Origin of the sequence: Methylobacterium sp. WL19 (genome assembly GCF_008040005.1) — a bacterium.
GTDB lineage: Bacteria > Pseudomonadota > Alphaproteobacteria > Rhizobiales > Beijerinckiaceae > Methylobacterium > Methylobacterium bullatum.
Window position 1 is genome coordinate 15,036 of record NZ_VRVC01000060.1, and the last position, 14,647, is coordinate 29,682.

Annotated in this window: 16 protein-coding genes and 1 riboswitch; of the genes, 4 read left to right on the forward strand and 12 right to left on the reverse strand. The window is 70.5% G+C overall.

Translation table 11 applies throughout. From position 1 onward, the window contains the following. Positions 1–14: 14 nt before the first annotated feature. Entirely contained in the window at positions 15–749 is a 735-nt protein-coding gene (locus FV220_RS13390; protein ID WP_187273412.1) for a cobalt-precorrin-6A reductase, read from the forward strand. Between the two features lie 170 nt (positions 750–919). Here FV220_RS13390 and cobJ read toward each other — a convergent pair whose 3' ends face one another. The 10 genes from cobJ to FV220_RS13440 form a co-directional block, all read right to left on the reverse strand. Next, positions 920–1,675: a precorrin-3B C(17)-methyltransferase gene (cobJ, locus tag FV220_RS13395; RefSeq protein WP_147831928.1), complete on the reverse strand. Its 756-nt coding sequence runs from the start codon at positions 1,673–1,675 to the stop codon at positions 920–922. Further along, on the reverse strand, positions 1,672–2,463 hold the full coding sequence (locus FV220_RS13400; RefSeq protein ID WP_056140095.1) for a precorrin-2 C(20)-methyltransferase: 792 nt from the start codon (positions 2,461–2,463) through the stop codon (positions 1,672–1,674). Before FV220_RS13400 ends, cobJ begins: the two co-directional genes overlap by 4 nt. After that, positions 2,463–3,095: a precorrin-8X methylmutase gene (locus tag FV220_RS13405; protein ID WP_147831930.1), complete on the reverse strand. Its 633-nt coding sequence runs from the start codon at positions 3,093–3,095 to the stop codon at positions 2,463–2,465. Before FV220_RS13405 ends, FV220_RS13400 begins: the two co-directional genes overlap by 1 nt. Continuing rightward, a complete protein-coding gene (cobG, locus tag FV220_RS13410; RefSeq protein WP_147831932.1) occupies positions 3,092–4,420 on the reverse strand; it encodes a precorrin-3B synthase in 1,329 nt (442 codons plus the stop codon). Before cobG ends, FV220_RS13405 begins: the two co-directional genes overlap by 4 nt. Next, positions 4,417–7,899: a cobaltochelatase subunit CobN gene (gene cobN / locus FV220_RS13415; protein ID WP_147831933.1), complete on the reverse strand. Its 3,483-nt coding sequence runs from the start codon at positions 7,897–7,899 to the stop codon at positions 4,417–4,419. The genes cobG and cobN overlap by 4 nt, the downstream gene beginning before the upstream one ends. Before the next feature lie 13 nt (positions 7,900–7,912). After that, the gene (locus FV220_RS13420; protein WP_238254044.1) at positions 7,913–8,698 is read right to left on the reverse strand and encodes a DUF4349 domain-containing protein; all 786 of its coding nucleotides are present in this window, start codon (positions 8,696–8,698) and stop codon (positions 7,913–7,915) included. Positions 8,699–8,841: 143 nt separating this feature from the next. Next, positions 8,842–9,876 carry a cobalamin biosynthesis protein CobW gene (gene cobW / locus FV220_RS13425; RefSeq protein ID WP_147831935.1) on the reverse strand — a complete coding sequence of 345 codons (1,035 nt, stop codon included), beginning with the start codon at positions 9,874–9,876 and terminating at the stop codon, positions 8,842–8,844. Next, positions 9,873–10,295 (reverse strand): DUF1636 domain-containing protein, encoded by a 423-nt coding sequence (locus FV220_RS13430; protein WP_147831937.1) that lies wholly within the window; start codon positions 10,293–10,295, stop codon positions 9,873–9,875. Before FV220_RS13430 ends, cobW begins: the two co-directional genes overlap by 4 nt. Then, positions 10,288–11,067, reverse strand: a complete 780-nt coding sequence (locus tag FV220_RS13435) for a CbtA family protein (RefSeq protein WP_056140112.1) — start codon at positions 11,065–11,067, stop codon at positions 10,288–10,290. Before FV220_RS13435 ends, FV220_RS13430 begins: the two co-directional genes overlap by 8 nt. Positions 11,068–11,097: 30 nt before the next feature. Continuing rightward, complete coding sequence (locus FV220_RS13440) at positions 11,098–11,274, reverse strand: CbtB-domain containing protein (RefSeq protein ID WP_018045261.1); 177 nt, start codon at positions 11,272–11,274, stop codon at positions 11,098–11,100. Between the two features lie 56 nt (positions 11,275–11,330). Further along, a riboswitch (cobalamin riboswitch) is annotated at positions 11,331–11,525 on the reverse strand. Between the two features lie 106 nt (positions 11,526–11,631). Here FV220_RS13440 and cobU point away from each other — a divergent pair. Next, positions 11,632–12,144 carry a bifunctional adenosylcobinamide kinase/adenosylcobinamide-phosphate guanylyltransferase gene (cobU, locus tag FV220_RS13445; protein WP_147831939.1) on the forward strand — a complete coding sequence of 171 codons (513 nt, stop codon included), beginning with the start codon at positions 11,632–11,634 and terminating at the stop codon, positions 12,142–12,144. After that, entirely contained in the window at positions 12,141–12,761 is a 621-nt protein-coding gene (cobO, locus tag FV220_RS13450; RefSeq protein WP_147831941.1) for a cob(I)yrinic acid a,c-diamide adenosyltransferase, read from the forward strand. The genes cobU and cobO overlap by 4 nt, the downstream gene beginning before the upstream one ends. A 13-nt stretch (positions 12,762–12,774) precedes the next feature. Here cobO and FV220_RS13455 read toward each other — a convergent pair whose 3' ends face one another. Then, on the reverse strand, positions 12,775–13,425 hold the full coding sequence (locus FV220_RS13455) for a hypothetical protein (RefSeq protein ID WP_192216263.1): 651 nt from the start codon (positions 13,423–13,425) through the stop codon (positions 12,775–12,777). After that, complete coding sequence (locus FV220_RS13460; protein WP_147831946.1) at positions 13,422–13,835, reverse strand: RusA family crossover junction endodeoxyribonuclease; 414 nt, start codon at positions 13,833–13,835, stop codon at positions 13,422–13,424. The genes FV220_RS13455 and FV220_RS13460 overlap by 4 nt, the downstream gene beginning before the upstream one ends. 91 nt (positions 13,836–13,926) lie before the next feature. Here FV220_RS13460 and FV220_RS13465 point away from each other — a divergent pair. Then, the coding region (locus FV220_RS13465; protein ID WP_246689455.1) for a hypothetical protein at positions 13,927–14,647 on the forward strand (721 nt) is incomplete at its 3' end.

Below are 14,647 nucleotides of genomic sequence, written 5' to 3' on the forward strand. Positions count from 1 at the left end.
GGGAGAGGGCGACGATGCGAGTTCTGATCCTCGGCGGCACCACCGAGGCGAGCGCTCTTGTGAAGGGGCTCGATCCGCGGATCGACGCCACCTTGTCGCTGGCCGGCCGCACCAGCGCACCGAAGCGCGAGCCGGTACGCACCCGCATCGGTGGCTTCGGCGGAGCTGAGGGCCTCGCCGCCTGGATCGCCGAGAATCGGATCGACGTGGTGATCGACGCCACGCACCCGTTCGCGGCGCGGATCGGCCGCAACGCGGCGCTTGCCTGCGAGCGGACCGGTGTGGTGCTCCTCGCCATCCGCCGCCCGGCCTGGGAGCGGAGGCAGGGAGATCGCTGGACCGAGGTAGAGACCATGTCGGAGGCCGTCCTCGCCCTCGGCGAGACGCCCCGGCGGGTGTTCCTGACGATTGGCCGCCTCGAAGTCGGCGCCTTCGCGACTGCCCCGCAGCACGATTACATCGTCCGCGCCATCGAGCCGATCGGCGACGCCCTGCCGGTGCCACGCCTCACCGAGATCGCCGCACGCGGTCCCTTCGGTGAGGCCGCCGAGATGACGTTTCTCGCCGAGCGGCGGATCGACATTCTGGTCACCAAGAATTCCGGCGGCCCCGCCACCTACGGCAAGATCGCCGCAACCCGCGCGCTCGGTCTGCCGGTGGTGATCGTGCGCCCGCCGCAGAAGCCCGCCGTGGAAAGCGTGCCTGATGCCGAGGGCGCGTTGGCGTGGCTGCGCGCACGTGAGGGCTAAACCGGGATGCGCGCGCATTCCCCTCCCCCCTTTGCGGGGGAGGGTGGCCCGCGAAGCGGGTCGGGAGAGGGGAGCGCCATCTCCGGAGAGGTCGCCCCCTCTCCCGCCTGCTCCGCAGGCACCCTCCCCCGCAGGGGGGGGAGGGTTCGAAACGATCCGACCGTCCACCCTCACGCCGGCACGCTGCGCGGGGTGTAGACGAAGGGTGTCGCGTCACCGCGCGGGATCAGCCGGGTGGCGGATGCACCGATGATGACCATCGTGGCCATGTCCGCCTTGGTCTCACGCGCCTGCGCCAGGGTGAGGATCCGGATCGCCTCGTCCGGGCGGGAGACCGCGCGGGCGAAGATCACCGGCGTTTCCGGTGCGCGGTGGTCGGCGGCGAGACCGAGCGCAACTCCGAGCTGCCAGGGCCGGGCCGAGGAGATCGGGTTGTAGAGCGAGATCACGAAATCGGCCCGCAGCACCGCCTCCAACCGGGCGGTGATGACCTCCCAGGGCTTGAGGTTGTCGGACAGCGACATCGCGCAGAAATCGCCTCCCAGCGGCGCGCCGAGGCGGGCGGCGGCGGCCAGCATCGCCGTGATGCCGGGCTCGACCGTGATGGAGAGGTGACGCCATTCCGGATCGCCGGTCTCCACGGCCTCGAAGATCGCCGCCGCCATGGCGAAGACCCCCGGATCGCCGCCGGACACCACCGCGACCCGGCGGCCGGAAGCGGCGAGCCGGAGCGCATGGCCGGCGCGGTCGATCTCGACGCGGTTGTCGGTGGCGTGTTTCGTCAGCCCCGGACGATCGGGCACGCGGGCGACGTAGGGGATGTAGCCGATGAGGTCCTGCGCCTGCGCCAGGGCCTCGCTCGCCGCCTGGGTGAGGAGACGCGGATCGCCCGGCCCGAGGCCGACGACCGTAACGGAGCCGGTCACGGGCGGCGCCCCTCGCCGGGGACCAGGACCATCGAGAAGTAGGGGGCGTCGTCGTCCGGCTTCTCGGCCAGCGCGATCACCTTCTCGCCGGCCATGGTGCCGCGTTCCACATAGACCGCGCGGTCGAGGAGGCCGGTCTCGGCCAGGGCGCGGCGCACCTTCGGCAGGTGGCGGCCGAGCTTCATGATGACGGCGGCGTCGGTGATGCGGAGGCGCTCCACCAGGGCGTCATGGCCCAGCGTCGCCGGCAGGATCGTCAGCACGTCGTCGCCCCAGGTGATCGGGGTTCCGGCCCTGGTCCAGCAGCCCGACATGCCGGTGACGCCGGGCACCACCTCTACCGGGAAACGGTCCTTCAGGCGGCGCCACAGATGCATGAACGAGCCGTAGAAGAACGGATCGCCCTCCGACAGGATCGCCACGTCCCGCCCGGCCCCGAGATGGTCGGCGATCCGCGTCGCCGCATCGTCGTAGAAGGACGCGAGGGCGGAGACGTACTCGCCATGCTCGGGGGGAAGCTCGGTGGTGTAGGGATAGACCAGGGGCATCTCGCGGGCCGGGTCGCGCATCACCGCGTCGGCGATGGTGCGGGAATTGCCGCGCCGGCCCTTCTTGCAGAAATGCACCAGCACCGGCGCCTCGGCGAGAAGCTTCATGGCGCGGACGGTGAGATAATCCGGGTCGCCCGGTCCCATCCCGACGCCGTAGAGCGTACCGGTGGTGACCTGTCGCGGGATCTCGGTGATGTCCGCCGGCTCTGCGGGGGGAAGCCGCTCGCTCGAATCCATCACTCGATCTCGTTGGCGAGGGCGTTGATCGCGGAGGCGGTCATGGCGCTGCCGCCGCGCCTTCCATGAACGACGATGAAGGGCACCCGCCCGTCGCGGGCGAGGGCGTCCTTGGACTCGGCGGCCCCCACGAAGCCGACGGGGATTCCGATGACCGCCGCCGGCGGGGCGACGCCTTCATCGAGCAATTCGAGCAGCCGGAACAGGGCGGTCGGGGCGTTGCCGACGGCGACGATGCTGCCGGGAAGATGCTCGCGCCAGAGTTCCATGGCGGCGGCCGTGCGGGTCGTGTTCATCTCGGCGGCGAGGCCGGGCACGCGCGGGTCGGTGAGGGTGCAGATCACCCGGTTGTCGGCGGGAAGACGCGAGCGGGTGACACCGTCGGCGACCATGCGCACATCGCACAGGATCGGTGCTCCGGCCTTGAGCGCGGCCTCGCCGTTGGCGGCGAAATCCTCGGAGGCTTCCACGTCCTTGGGCAGGTCGGTCATGCCGCAGGCATGGATCATCCGCACGACGACGCGTTCGGCGGTGCCGGAGAAGCGGGCGAGGTCGGCCTCGGCGCGGATCATGGCGAAGGAGCGGGCGTAGATCGCCTGTCCGTCGCGCAGATAGTCGAGGCGCGAACTCATGGGGATGTCCTGAAAGCGTGGGCGAGGGGTTCGGGATAGGCCGGATCGGCCCTCCTTACGCGCTCCAGCGCCGCGTCGAAAGTGAGGAGGGCCTCCGGCAACGCATCGGGCCGGCCGTCGAGGACGATGCCGTAGAGGCCGTCTTCTCCGACCAGGGTGAGCGAGGCGGCGGCGGGATGGGCGCAGCCCTTGGCGCAGCCCGACACATGGGCCGACAACCCTCGCGCCGAAAAGGCCTCGAAGGCGTCGGCCAGTCGCGCCGCGTCGACAAGCGTCGTCGTCGAGCCGGAAGCGCAGGCCGGCGCTCCCGGACAGGCGGCAACCGCTCGCCTCGGATCGTCCGTCTCCGTCAAAAAGCCTGCCGCCGCGAGGATGGGTCGCACCGCCTCCGCCGCCGACGCGTTGGGGGCAACAAGCAGAAACCCCCTCGTCGGCGAGAGCCGCAGAGGCTCCCCACCGAGGGATTCTGCCGTATCGGCGAGGGTTTCTAGAGCGTCCGCCGTGCAGCGGCCGAAGGGTGCGTCGACCAGGATGGCGATGGGCGAAGCTTTGCTTGGGGGGGATTCGTGCTGCCCGCGAGCGGTGGGACGATGTGAGTTCAGGGCAAGTAGGCCAGGACGCGGCAGCGATGCGCCGGGAGGAGGCGTTGCAGGGCCAAGGCCGAGACCGAGCGCCAGGCCGCCTCTGTCTGTGGAGGATAGATCTCGCATCCGGCGTTGCCCGCTCTCCGCGAGACGGCGCAAGGCGGCGTCGAGGACAGAATGCACGTCGTGGGCCGGGATATCCCACCAGCCCGCGTCGCCTGCGAGTTGCAACGCCAAGCCCTCCGCCGTGGCGACGAGGTGGCAATCGGGCTGAGCGGCGCCGAGGCAGGTGCCGCGCTCTGCCGCCTCGACGGCGACCAGTGCCTTGGCGGGCAGGCCCGGGATCGCCAGCCCGATGGCCTCGATCGCCCCGGCCAGGGTCGGAATGTCGATGGGCGTCGCTTCGAGGCCGGCGAGCGGCGCGGTCAAGGTGAGCCGCTGCGGCCCGCCATCGCTACGTACGTCGTCGAGCGCGGCCGCGCCGAGGGCCTCCGCGAGGTCGCAGCGGGTCGCCTCGGTGACGCCCCGGACCTGTAGGTTCGCACGTGCGGTGACGTCGATGTGGCCGTTGCCGAAGCGGCGCGCACCTTCCGCCACCGCGCGCGCCTGCGCCGGCGTGAGGATGCCCAGCGGTGGGTGAACACGGGCAAGCAGCCCGTCCCCCGTCGGCATCGGCCGGGCGAGGCTCGGGCACCAGCCTCGGCGTGCGGGCTCCGGCGAGACGCGGCGCGGCGCGCTCATTCGGCCGCCTCCGGCATCAGCTCGTCGGCGGCCATGGCGTTGCGGCGGGTGGTCCAGAGGCCGCGCCGGCGCGCTTCGTCGAACCGTTCGAGGATAGCGCGGGCGGCATCGGGATTGGCCGCGCGCAGGGCATCGAACGTATCGAGATCGGCGATCATCGCGCCGTAGAGCCGGTCGAGATCGGCGTCGGAGATGGCGTCCGTGGCGGCGGCGAGGACGAAGACCGCATCGATCCCCTGTGCCAGTTCCTGAGCGCCACGATAGCCGTGGCGCAGCTGCGCCGCGATCCAGCGCGGGTTCGCGAGCTTGGCGCGGATGAGGCGCGCCGCATCCTCGCGGGCGGTGCGCGCCTTGGGTTTTTCCGGGTCGGCCACGTCGAGGCTGTAGAGCGCGGGAGCGCGCCCGCCGAGTGCGGCGGCGGCGGAGAACCCGCCCATGGCATCGGCCGCTGCGTCGCCGTCGAGGAGGTCGCGTTCGGCCACGTCGAAGGCGTGGACATAGGCGTCGGCCTGCGCGACGCGGGCAGCGAAGCCAGCATCGGCCATGTCCTCGGTCCCGCCATAGGCGTGCGAGGTGGCGTCGAGATAGGCTCGGCCGAGATCGTCGCGGCTCTGCCATTGTCCGTCGAGGGCGAGTTCGCCGGCACCGGCGCCGTAGCGGCCTGGTGCTGCGCCGTAGACACGGGCGGGGGCCTCGCCCCGGCGGCACGCGGCGGCCAGCGGGTTCTCGTCGTCTTCCTCGTCGCGCTCGGCGACGGCAGATGCCGCGCGGGCGAGGAGAGAGAGGGTCTCGGGAAAGGTGTCGCGGAACGCGCCCGAGACACGCAGGGTCACGTCGATGCGCGGCCGATCGAGAAGGGCGAGCGGCAACACCTCGAAACCGGTGACGCGGGTCGAGGCGTGGTCCCAGGTCGGGCGCACGCCCATGAGTGCCAGGGCATGCGCCACGTCCTCGCCGCCGGTGCGGAGGGTCGGCGAGGCCCAGAGATCCATGACGATGCGGGCCGGGTAGTCGCCCTCGTCCTGCAGGTAGCGCCGGACCACCGCATCGGCGGCTTTCGCGCCGAGCAGCGTGGCGGCCCGCGTCGGCAGGCTGCGCGGATCGAGAGTAGTGAGGTTGCGCCCCGTGGGCATCACGTCGGTTCGCCCGCGCGAGGGCGAGCCGGCGGGGCCGGGGGGAACGAAGCGTCCGTCGAGGGCCGCCAGCAGCCCCTCGCGCTCCGCGGCCGCGCAGGCTTTCAAAGGGTCCGGGGCGTCGTCCGGTGCCGATCCGAACACGTGGAGCCCGTCGCGGGTGGTCACCTCGCCGAGGTCGCACAGATGCGCGTCGAGGGCGGTGAGCGCGTCGGCCATGGGCGTGTCGGCGTCGATCCCGGCGCCCGACAGAAGGCCGGCATCGGCCGCATCGTCGAGGATCGCGCGGGCGATGATGTCGGCCCGTCGCGGATCGAGGACGCTGGCCGAGGAATATTCCTCCACGAGTTCGCGTAGCCGCGCGGCCTCCGGGGTCAGGCCGGCGCATTCGGTCTGGGGCGTCAGGTGGCCCAGGGCGATGCCGCCGAGCCGGCGTTTCACGGGGGCCGCCTCGCCGGGATCGTCGACGATGAAGGGGTAGATCACGGGCAGATGCCCGATCGCCCGCGCCGGCCAGCAGGCCGGCGACAGGGCCACCGCCTTGCCGGGTAACCATTCGGTGGTGCCGTGGGTGCCGAGATGGATCAGGGCGTCGAACCCCTCCCGCAGTCCGAGATGGAAGGCGAGATAGGCATGGGTCGGCGGCTCGTCGGGGTCGTGATAGCCGGCCTTGCGGTCGGCCGCCCGGCCACGGTCGGGCTGAAGAAAGACGGCGAGACGTCCTCTCATCCAACCGATGACCTCATCCTGAGGTGCCGCATCAGCGGCCTCGAAGGAGGCTTCCAGATCTCTCTGAGGCAGCTGGAAGCCTCCTTCGAGGCTGGCGCTGCGCTCCGGCACCTCAGGATGAGGTCGTGGGGGGGGAGCAATAGTGGCCACGACCATCGGGAAGCGGAACGCCCCATCGACACAGACCGGGTCGGCCTCCGGCTCGCCCCACCGTTGATCGAGCGTGTCCCGCTCGTCCGGTGACAGTGTGAAGAGCCAGTCGCGATAGGCCGCGAGCGGCACCGCGAAGGTCGGAGCCTCCTTCGTCAGCGCGTGCATCAGAGCGTCCGGCTCCGGCAGGTGGCCCACCGCATAGCCGGCCCGCCGCAGCGTCTCCGTAATGATTCCCGCGCTCGCCGGCGTGTCCAGCCCCACGGCGAAGCCCGCCCGGCCGCCACGGGCAGGGTAGTCGGACAGGACCAGGGCGAGGCGACGCGTTGCGCGCGGCCGGTGTTTCAGCGCCACCCAGGCCGAGGCGCGGTCGGCCAGGGCCGCGATACCGGCCGAGAAGGGAACAGCGCGGCGCTCGCTGAACCCGTCGAGTTCCGGCCCGTCCTCCTTGAACGAGATCGGGAAACCGGAGAGCCGGCCGTCGAATTCGGGAAGCGCCACCTGCATGGCGAGGTCGGCGGCGTTCATGCCCCGCGCCGAGGCCTCCCAGGCCTCCCGTGAGGCCCCGATCGTGTAGGCTTGAAGGATGGGCGCGTTGGCGCCATCAAGGACGAAGCCGCCATCCTCCCGCGCCGAGAAGGCCGTTGCCGCGATGACAATGTCCGGGCTTCGCGCGGCCAGAGCTTCCCGCACGGCATCGAGGGCGAGCGCGTCCTTGAGGCTTGCGACCGCGAGGGTGGCGGCACCGATGCCGCGCTCACCGAGGGCTGCGATGAGGTCGGCCACGGGCCGGGTGTCGCCGCCGAGCACCGCCGACCGATAGACCAGGATGAGGGCGAGGGGGCGATCCCGACCTGCGGCGGCCAGGGCGGTCTCGTGTGCGACCGGTCCGCAACCCGGGCACCAGGCGAAGCCGCGCGGCAGGGCGACAGGCGGCAGCGCGTCGACCGCGTGCCCGATCTCCAGGGAGAGGCGCCGGATCATCCGGCGCAGGTTGTCGGACCCGCCCGCGCGGCAATAGCCCTCGAGTGTCTCCACCAGTTCGGGAGCCACCGTCGAGAAGGCGGTGAGGCGGGGATCGGGCTTGTCGCAGCCCGGAATGACGGCGAGCTTCACGCCGTTCGCGCGAGCCGCGGCGGCGGCGCGCTCGACTCCGTAGCGCCAGTAATCGAGGCCACCGAGGCAGCGGATGACCACGACTTTCGACCGCGCGATGACGTTGTCCACGTAGAGATCGACGGACATCGGATGGCGCAGCCGGGCCAGCTTGGCGAGGCGGAGCGTCGGGACGTCGCTCGCCGACGAGTCCCGTGCCGCTGCCTCCCGCTCGGCCGCATGCGCGCCGGCCATGCCGGAGAGGTCGGAATCGGTGAAGGACAGGAACACGATGTCGCCGGGCGCCTGGCCCAGATCGATGGCGGCTTCGCCTTCGTCGAGGGAGACCGTGTCGATTCGGATCAGATGCATGGGCGGCGCGCCGTCATGGCTGTGCCCTGGAGGACGTCCGCTCGGTCATGGCGCTTCGGCGGCCGCGCCGGCGCCACAGCGCGCGAAGGAGAAGCACGCCGATCAGCACCAGCGGTAACCATGGCAGGCCGGCGACGACGAAGCGCAAGGCCGATCCTGCGCTCGCGCCGAAGGTCTGGCCCGCCTGGGCCCAGGCTTCCTCCACGGGGGCGAGGGGCCCGGCGCGCGCCTCGTCGGAGCGCAGGGCGACGGAGACGAGCTCCGTGTCGACGCGCTGGCTCAGGCCGCGCTGTTTGGCATCGGCTTCCTCGATCTGCGACTGAACCTGCGCCAATTCCTGCGCGATGCGGATCAGATCCTCCACGCGCGGGTCGGGCCGTGCGGCGATCGCATCGAGCCGGGCGCGATAGGCGGTGAGCTGGGCCAAGCGCCGGCCGCCATCCTCGATGGCATCCGTCAGGTCGTCGGCACGCGTCGACTGGCTCCGGAGCACGACGTCGCCCGTCGCCTCGCCGGGCAGGGGCGACGTGACGAAGGCCATGAAGGGAGCAACGGATTCATGCGGCAGTCGGACCTGGACCTGGGCCTGCGGACGGCCCGCAGGCCTCCGGCCATCGTCGATGGACGCAGCGACGAGGATGCATTTCAGGGCCGCCTCGTTCAGGCAGCGGTCGCGGGCCGCCTCGAAATGCGGGTTCACCCGCTGGGGCGGTAATCCGATGGTCAGGTCGTGGGTATAGGCGAGCTTCGCATCGCCCGTCTGGGCGAGAGGGCGAGCCACCGGAGAGAGGCGTGCCATCGCCCGGCTGTCCGAGGCCTGAAACTCCGGTTTGGGCGGACGTGAATCCGAGCACCCACCGATCGCCGCGAGAGCCGCCAGGCCGGACGCGACCACGAGGCCGCGGCACCCGCGCGCCGGGATCCGTCGGGCGGTCAACGCGCTCACCCCGCCAGGGCGGCTGCCACCGCCCCTTGGTCGAAACCCTTCAGCCCGATGACCACGAGCCGGCCGTCGCGGTTCTCGCTCGCCCGCCAGGGGCGGTCGTAATGATGGGCGATGCGGGCGCCGACGCCCTGGACCACGAGGCGCATCGGCTTGCCGGTGACCTCGGCGAAGCCCTTGATCCGCAGGACGCCGCTGGTCTCGGCGGCGCGGGCGACGCGGGCGGCCAGATCCTCGGCGCTCGCCGTGGCAGGCACGGCAATGGCCACGGAGTCGAAATCGTCGTGATCGTGATCCTCGCCCTCGCCGTGATGCGAGGGGCGGGCGTCGAGATCGTCCTCGGCGGCGGCGCCGAGACCGAGGATCACGCGCGGATCGAGGCGGCCATGCTCGGCCTCGACCATCTTCACCGCGCGCGGCAGCTGGCGCTCCACCTCGGCGCGGACCTTGGCCTTGCCGGCTTCGTCGAGGAGGTCGGCCTTGTTCATGACTACGAGGTCGGCGCAGAGGAGCTGGTCCTCGAACACCTCCTCCAGCGGGTTGTCGTGATCGACGCTGGCATCGTCGGCCCGCTGGGCGGCGAGGGCCGCCGGATCGTCGGCGAAGAAGCCGGCAGCGACGGCGGGGCCGTCGATGACCGCGATCACCCCGTCCACGGTCACCCGCGAGCGGATCGCCGGCCAGTGGAAGGCTTGGACCAGGGGCTTCGGCAGAGCGAGGCCGGACGTCTCGATGAGGATGTGCTCGGGCGGGTCGGCCCGGTCGAGCAGCTTGTTCAGGGCCGGCACGAAATCGTCCGCCACGGTGCAGCAGATGCAGCCATTGGCCAGTTCCACGATGTCCTCGTCCTGGCAGCCCTCGATGCCGCAGGCGGCCAGGAACGATCCGTCGAAGCCGATATCGCCGAACTCGTTGACGATGATGGCGAGCCGACGACCGCCGGCATTCTCCACGAGGTGACGCACGAGGGTCGTCTTGCCGGCTCCGAGGAAGCCGGTGACGATCGTGCAGGGAATCTTCTCGACGATGCTCATTCGGCGGCGTCCGGAATTCTGTCCGCGCGCGGCGGAGGAAACGGGGGAATGCGGGCGACGACACCTTTGCGGAACGCTTCCGGCCGTGCCTTCCAGGGCACGATGCCGTCGGGCGTCTCCGCGTACAGGCCGATGCCCGCGAGGATGGTCCTGGCGGATTCGATCGGGTCGAGGTCGCCGTAGACGTAGGTCCAGCGGCCCTCCGACGCCACGGCGACCGTGCATGGGCGCTTGCAGACCGACAGGCACTCCACGCTCTCGACCGCGATGCCCTCGATGGCGGCTTCCGTCACCGCTTCGCGCAACGCCGAGACGAGGCGGGCCCCGGCGCGGGGCTCGGACGTGTCGCCGGCCGTGCGACAGGTGGCGCAGACGTAGAGTGCGACCGCGTTGCCGGCCGGGATGTCCTCGTCAGGCATGCGACGTCGCTGGGTTCTTGCGCCCGACGCTGTTCCAGGCCCAGCCGAAGGCGAGGCCGATCACCGCCCAGAACACGAAGGCGATGCCCAGCGACCGAGCGGCGAACTGGGCCGCGTAGCCCGGGGGCAGGGCGGAGGCGGCGTGGCTCGTCTCCGGAGCGCCTGCCAGATGCGGTGCGACGAGGAGCACGATCCCTCCGGCGATGGCGATGGGGGAGCGGCGGATCGCGATGAGGTAGAGCCCCATGGCGGTGGCGGCCGCAGTCATGATCCACCAGAACTGGCGTTCGGCGAGCGGAGCCGCCTCCATGCCGGGCAATTCCGGCGGCAGGCCGAGGGCCGGGGCGAGAGCCACGGCGAGGAACCCCGCAATGGCGAAGCGCAGGCCGGTTTCCGGGCTCGGCTCGCGCCCGCAGGCGATGAGAGCCGCGCCCAGCAAAAGGGCATAGCCGACGCCGCCGACCAGGGTCGCGAGGGCGGTGAAGACCATACGGGGCAGGCCGGGCCCGGGCTGCCAGGCCGGTGCGACCTCGCCGCCTTCGACACCGTCCGTCTTGCCGCCATGGTCGTGGCCCGAATGGACGGGGACGATGAGGGAGGCCGGCGAGGCGCCGCGCGGCATCCATTGCGCGGCCGGCGCCGTGGCTTCGCCGCTCTCGTAACGCTCGGCCGCGATGATCAGCGGCGAGGTGAGGGCGAACTGCAAGCCCGTGGCGACGACAGCCGCCAGGAAGCCGGCGACCAGGGCCGCCGACACGAGTCGGATCATCATGGAATCAGGTCCTGACTGAGCGCGTGGCGGTCAGTGGCAGGGGAAATTCTGGGCGTGCCGGAAATCGTGGGCCGCGTTGTGCAGCGCCATCGCCGGGGCGAAACCGGCCATGAAGACGAGCCCGAGGCCGAGGAAAGCGGCCATGAGCACCGCGCCGAGACGCTCGTTGCTGCGGGTGCCGGTAAGGACGAGGGTGTTGGTGGTCATCGTGTCAGGTCTCCGGCCGCCCCGCCGGCGGCGTTCGAGGATCGAGCGGGAGGACGATGTGGTCCCCTTCGGATGGCAGGTCTCCTGGCTCGCGGGTCATCCGGTCCTGCCGCCTTCCCGGATCGCTCCGGTGGCCGATGGCAGGCCCGTCTCCGCTCACAGTTGCGGGGGCAGCTGCGGTTTCAGGCGCGAGCCCTCACCGCATTCCCTTTTCACCCCGTCACCGGGGCACCGTCCGAAGCTCGCTTCTACGCGCTCGCGCGACCGCTGACAACGCGCCGCCAAAGCGTTTTACCGCCTTTGACGGGGCAGGGCGGTTTCGCGCTAAAGGAAGCCATGCGGCAGCCTTCCCCAAGAATGACACTGGTCCTCGGCGGCGCTCGCTCGGGCAAGAGCCTGCACGCGGAGCGCCTCGTCGAAGCCCATCCGGCGCCCTGGCTCTACCTCGCCACCGCGCAGGCCTGGGACGACGAGATGCGCGAGCGCGTCGCCCTTCACCGGTCGCGCCGCTCGGCCGATTGGATCACCCGGGACGTACCGATCGACCTGGCCGAGGCCGTCGCCGCGGCGACCGGGCCGGTGCTGGTCGATTGCCTGACCCTGTGGCTCACCAACCTGATCCTGTCCGAGGCGGACGTCGAGGCCGCGACCGTCGCGCTGATCGAGGCCTGCGATCGCGCGCCGGGGCCGGTGGTGCTCGTCGGCAACGAGGTTGGGCTCGGCATCGTGCCGGACAACGCGCTTGCCCGCCGCTTCCGCGACGCGGCCGGGCGCCTGCACCAGCGCCTCGCCGCGCGGGCCGACCATGTGGTGTTCATGGTGGCGGGACTGCCGATGATCGTGAAACCCCAACCCGGAGCAGCCGCATGAGCGAGTCAGACACGAACGATCCGGAGGCCGAACGGCATCGCGAGAAGATGGAGAAGCGCAAGGCCATCCAGGACGCCGAGGTCGCGGCCAAGACGATCGAGAAGGGCCTCCTCATCGTCAATACCGGCCCCGGCAAGGGCAAGACCACGGCCGGGCTCGGCCTCCTCCTGCGCGCCTTGGGCCATGGCTGGCGGGTCGGCGTGGTCCAGTTCATCAAGGGCGCCTGGGACACCGGCGAGAAGCACGCGCTGAAGGCTTTCGGCGACCAGATCGAATGGCATACGCTCGGCGAGGGCTTCACCTGGGAGACCCAGGACAAAGCCCGCGACATCGCGGCGGCCGAGCATGCCTGGGCCAAGGCCGAGGAATTGATGGCCGACCCGACCATCCGCCTCGTCCTCCTCGACGAGCTCAACATCGCCTTGCGCTACGATTACCTGCCCATCGACGCCGTGGTGGCGGCTTTCCGGGCGCGCCGGCCCGATCTCCACGTCATCGTCACCGGGCGCAACGCCAAGCCGGCCCTCATCGAGGCCGCCGACCTCGTCACCGAGATGGGCAGCGTGAAGCACCATTTCGCCGCCGGGGTGAAGGCACAGGAGGGGATCGAGTTCTGACTACTGGGCGCGGTCAGGCCCCAGCGCCGACCGGCTGGTTCTCGTGGAGGACGAGCTTCAGCGTGGCGACGAAATCCTCCAGGGCGGTGCGATCGAGGTCGCGCTGCAAGGCCCCGTGGGCGACGGCGTTGCGCAGGTTCGCGATGGGACGAAGACGATCCGCCTCGTCCGGCGTCACGATGCCTTCGCCCGCGAGCTCCTCGATCAGCCGTGCGGGCGATTGAGAGTGTGACAGGCGGTTCGGAATCAAGGCCCGCCCGATGGCTTCGAAGGTCGACCAGCCTAGCAGCAGAGCCGCTTCCATCTGGCCGGCCGCGATGAGGGCCTCGACCTTCGTGATCGTGCGGTCGATGATGTCTGGCGTCACGCCGTCGATGGCGGGCACGCCGCCGCCGGAGCGGGCGTAGTAGATCCGAAGCTCCCAATCGGTGACACCGAGGAACCGGTCAGCGACCCTTTCCCGGCTTCCGGATCGCGTGCCATCCCGTACGATTTCGATCGCCAGATTCTTTGGTTTGCCAAGCGCGATGGCGTCTGGAACGTAGTCGCCCATGAAGGAGGGCAGAAGCTGGCGTGAAGGGTGAGTATAGACCTCGTAGCCGGCATCCGTAAGTGCCGGGATGATGAGGTCGAGGACCGGCCGTTCTGATTCCATGCCGCTCATGCCAGTTCCTCGAAGGGATCGTCCGAAAGCCTTACGTATAGGATCGGCTTCTGTGCCGACAGAGCCGCCGCCAGGAGTGGGCTCGGCTGCGTGAAAGAAAACACCCGCTGCGGTTCGAACTTCTGGATGACTACCCGTTCGATCTGGGAATCGTCCATGTAGATATGCTGGTTGAGGGCATCGAGAACCAGTTTGACGATATTGTCCACGTCGCCCTGCACGGGGCCGACCGGGAAGTAGAACAGCGTCACGGCGAGTTTGCCCTCGCAGGCGAAGTGGTTCTCGGGCAAAGAGCCGTCGCTTGCCGCCCGGACCTTCTGCTTCCACTGCGATTTGGAACTCGGTCGGGCCGATTGGAACGAGACCGGTGTGCCGCTGACGAGGAACTCGATGGGAAAGATGAGCTCCACGAGAGATCACCTGGCGTCGCGGGCTTCGGTCCCGCAACTTTTGCACGGCTTCGTCAACGTGTATAGTATTATTCTAAATCGCCCTTGGGTTGTGTCTCGTCGCTGCTTCCGGCGCTGCCTCGTTCCTCTCACGATTTTTCTGTCCGGTGCCGGTGCGGCATCCGCCCAATCCGTCACGTCCTGGCCGGACACCTATCTCGGCCGGGTCGAGGCGCTGGCGGTGATGGAGGGGCTGAATGCGCGGCTCCTGGCGGGCCGCAGCGCCACCGCGACGCTCGAAGGCTGGTGCTCCGAGCACGGCATGGCGACGGACCCGCGGCTCACGGCGACCCTCCTGCGCGATGTGGACAAGCCCGCCTCGGAAGAGACGCGCCGCCGCCTCGCCGCCGGACCCGACACCGTCCTGAAATACCGCCGCGTCCGGCTCGCCTGCGGCGACCACGTCCTGTCGGAGGCCGACAATTGGTACGTGCCCGAGCGGCTGACGCCGAAGATGAACCGCCTGCTCGAGACCACGGACACGCCGTTCGGCAGGGCGGTGCAAGCCCTGGGAACCACCCGCCAGACCATTGGGGCGGACCGTCTCTGGCAGCCCTTGCCGCCCGGGTGGGATCAAGCGGTCCCGCCGGATCCCGCCTGCGCGCCGCTCGCGATTCCGGACCGGCTGTTCAGCCATCGCGCCGTGCTGTTCACGGCCGAGCGGGTGCCGTTCTCGGAGGTGGTCGAGACCTACGCCTCCGCCATCCTCGATTTCCGCCGGGCCGGGCGGCCTGCCGATCCCGCCTGCGGCGCCGGCCCGCCGTCGCGGCCCT

What these genes read in the sequence shown, in the direction of transcription:
- FV220_RS13420 (WP_238254044.1), bottom strand. Translation starts at nt 8,698, where the DNA reads ATGGCACGCCTCTCTCCGGTGGCTCGCCCTCTCGCCCAGACGGGCGAT.
- FV220_RS13440 (WP_018045261.1), bottom strand. Translation starts at nt 11,274, where the DNA reads ATGACCACCAACACCCTCGTCCTTACCGGCACCCGCAGCAACGAGCGT.
- FV220_RS13435 (WP_056140112.1), bottom strand. Translation starts at nt 11,067, where the DNA reads ATGATGATCCGACTCGTGTCGGCGGCCCTGGTCGCCGGCTTCCTGGCG.
- FV220_RS13455 (WP_192216263.1), bottom strand. Translation starts at nt 13,425, where the DNA reads ATGAGCGGCATGGAATCAGAACGGCCGGTCCTCGACCTCATCATCCCG.
- FV220_RS13400 (WP_056140095.1), bottom strand. Translation starts at nt 2,463, where the DNA reads ATGGATTCGAGCGAGCGGCTTCCCCCCGCAGAGCCGGCGGACATCACC.
- FV220_RS13390 (WP_187273412.1), top strand. Translation starts at nt 15, where the DNA reads ATGCGAGTTCTGATCCTCGGCGGCACCACCGAGGCGAGCGCTCTTGTG.
- cobG (WP_147831932.1), bottom strand. Translation starts at nt 4,420, where the DNA reads ATGAGCGCGCCGCGCCGCGTCTCGCCGGAGCCCGCACGCCGAGGCTGG.
- cobN (WP_147831933.1), bottom strand. Translation starts at nt 7,899, where the DNA reads ATGCATCTGATCCGAATCGACACGGTCTCCCTCGACGAAGGCGAAGCC.
- cobO (WP_147831941.1), top strand. Translation starts at nt 12,141, where the DNA reads ATGAGCGAGTCAGACACGAACGATCCGGAGGCCGAACGGCATCGCGAG.
- cobW (WP_147831935.1), bottom strand. Translation starts at nt 9,876, where the DNA reads ATGAGCATCGTCGAGAAGATTCCCTGCACGATCGTCACCGGCTTCCTC.
- cobU (WP_147831939.1), top strand. Translation starts at nt 11,632, where the DNA reads ATGACACTGGTCCTCGGCGGCGCTCGCTCGGGCAAGAGCCTGCACGCG.
- FV220_RS13430 (WP_147831937.1), bottom strand. Translation starts at nt 10,295, where the DNA reads ATGCCTGACGAGGACATCCCGGCCGGCAACGCGGTCGCACTCTACGTC.
- FV220_RS13405 (WP_147831930.1), bottom strand. Translation starts at nt 3,095, where the DNA reads ATGAGTTCGCGCCTCGACTATCTGCGCGACGGACAGGCGATCTACGCC.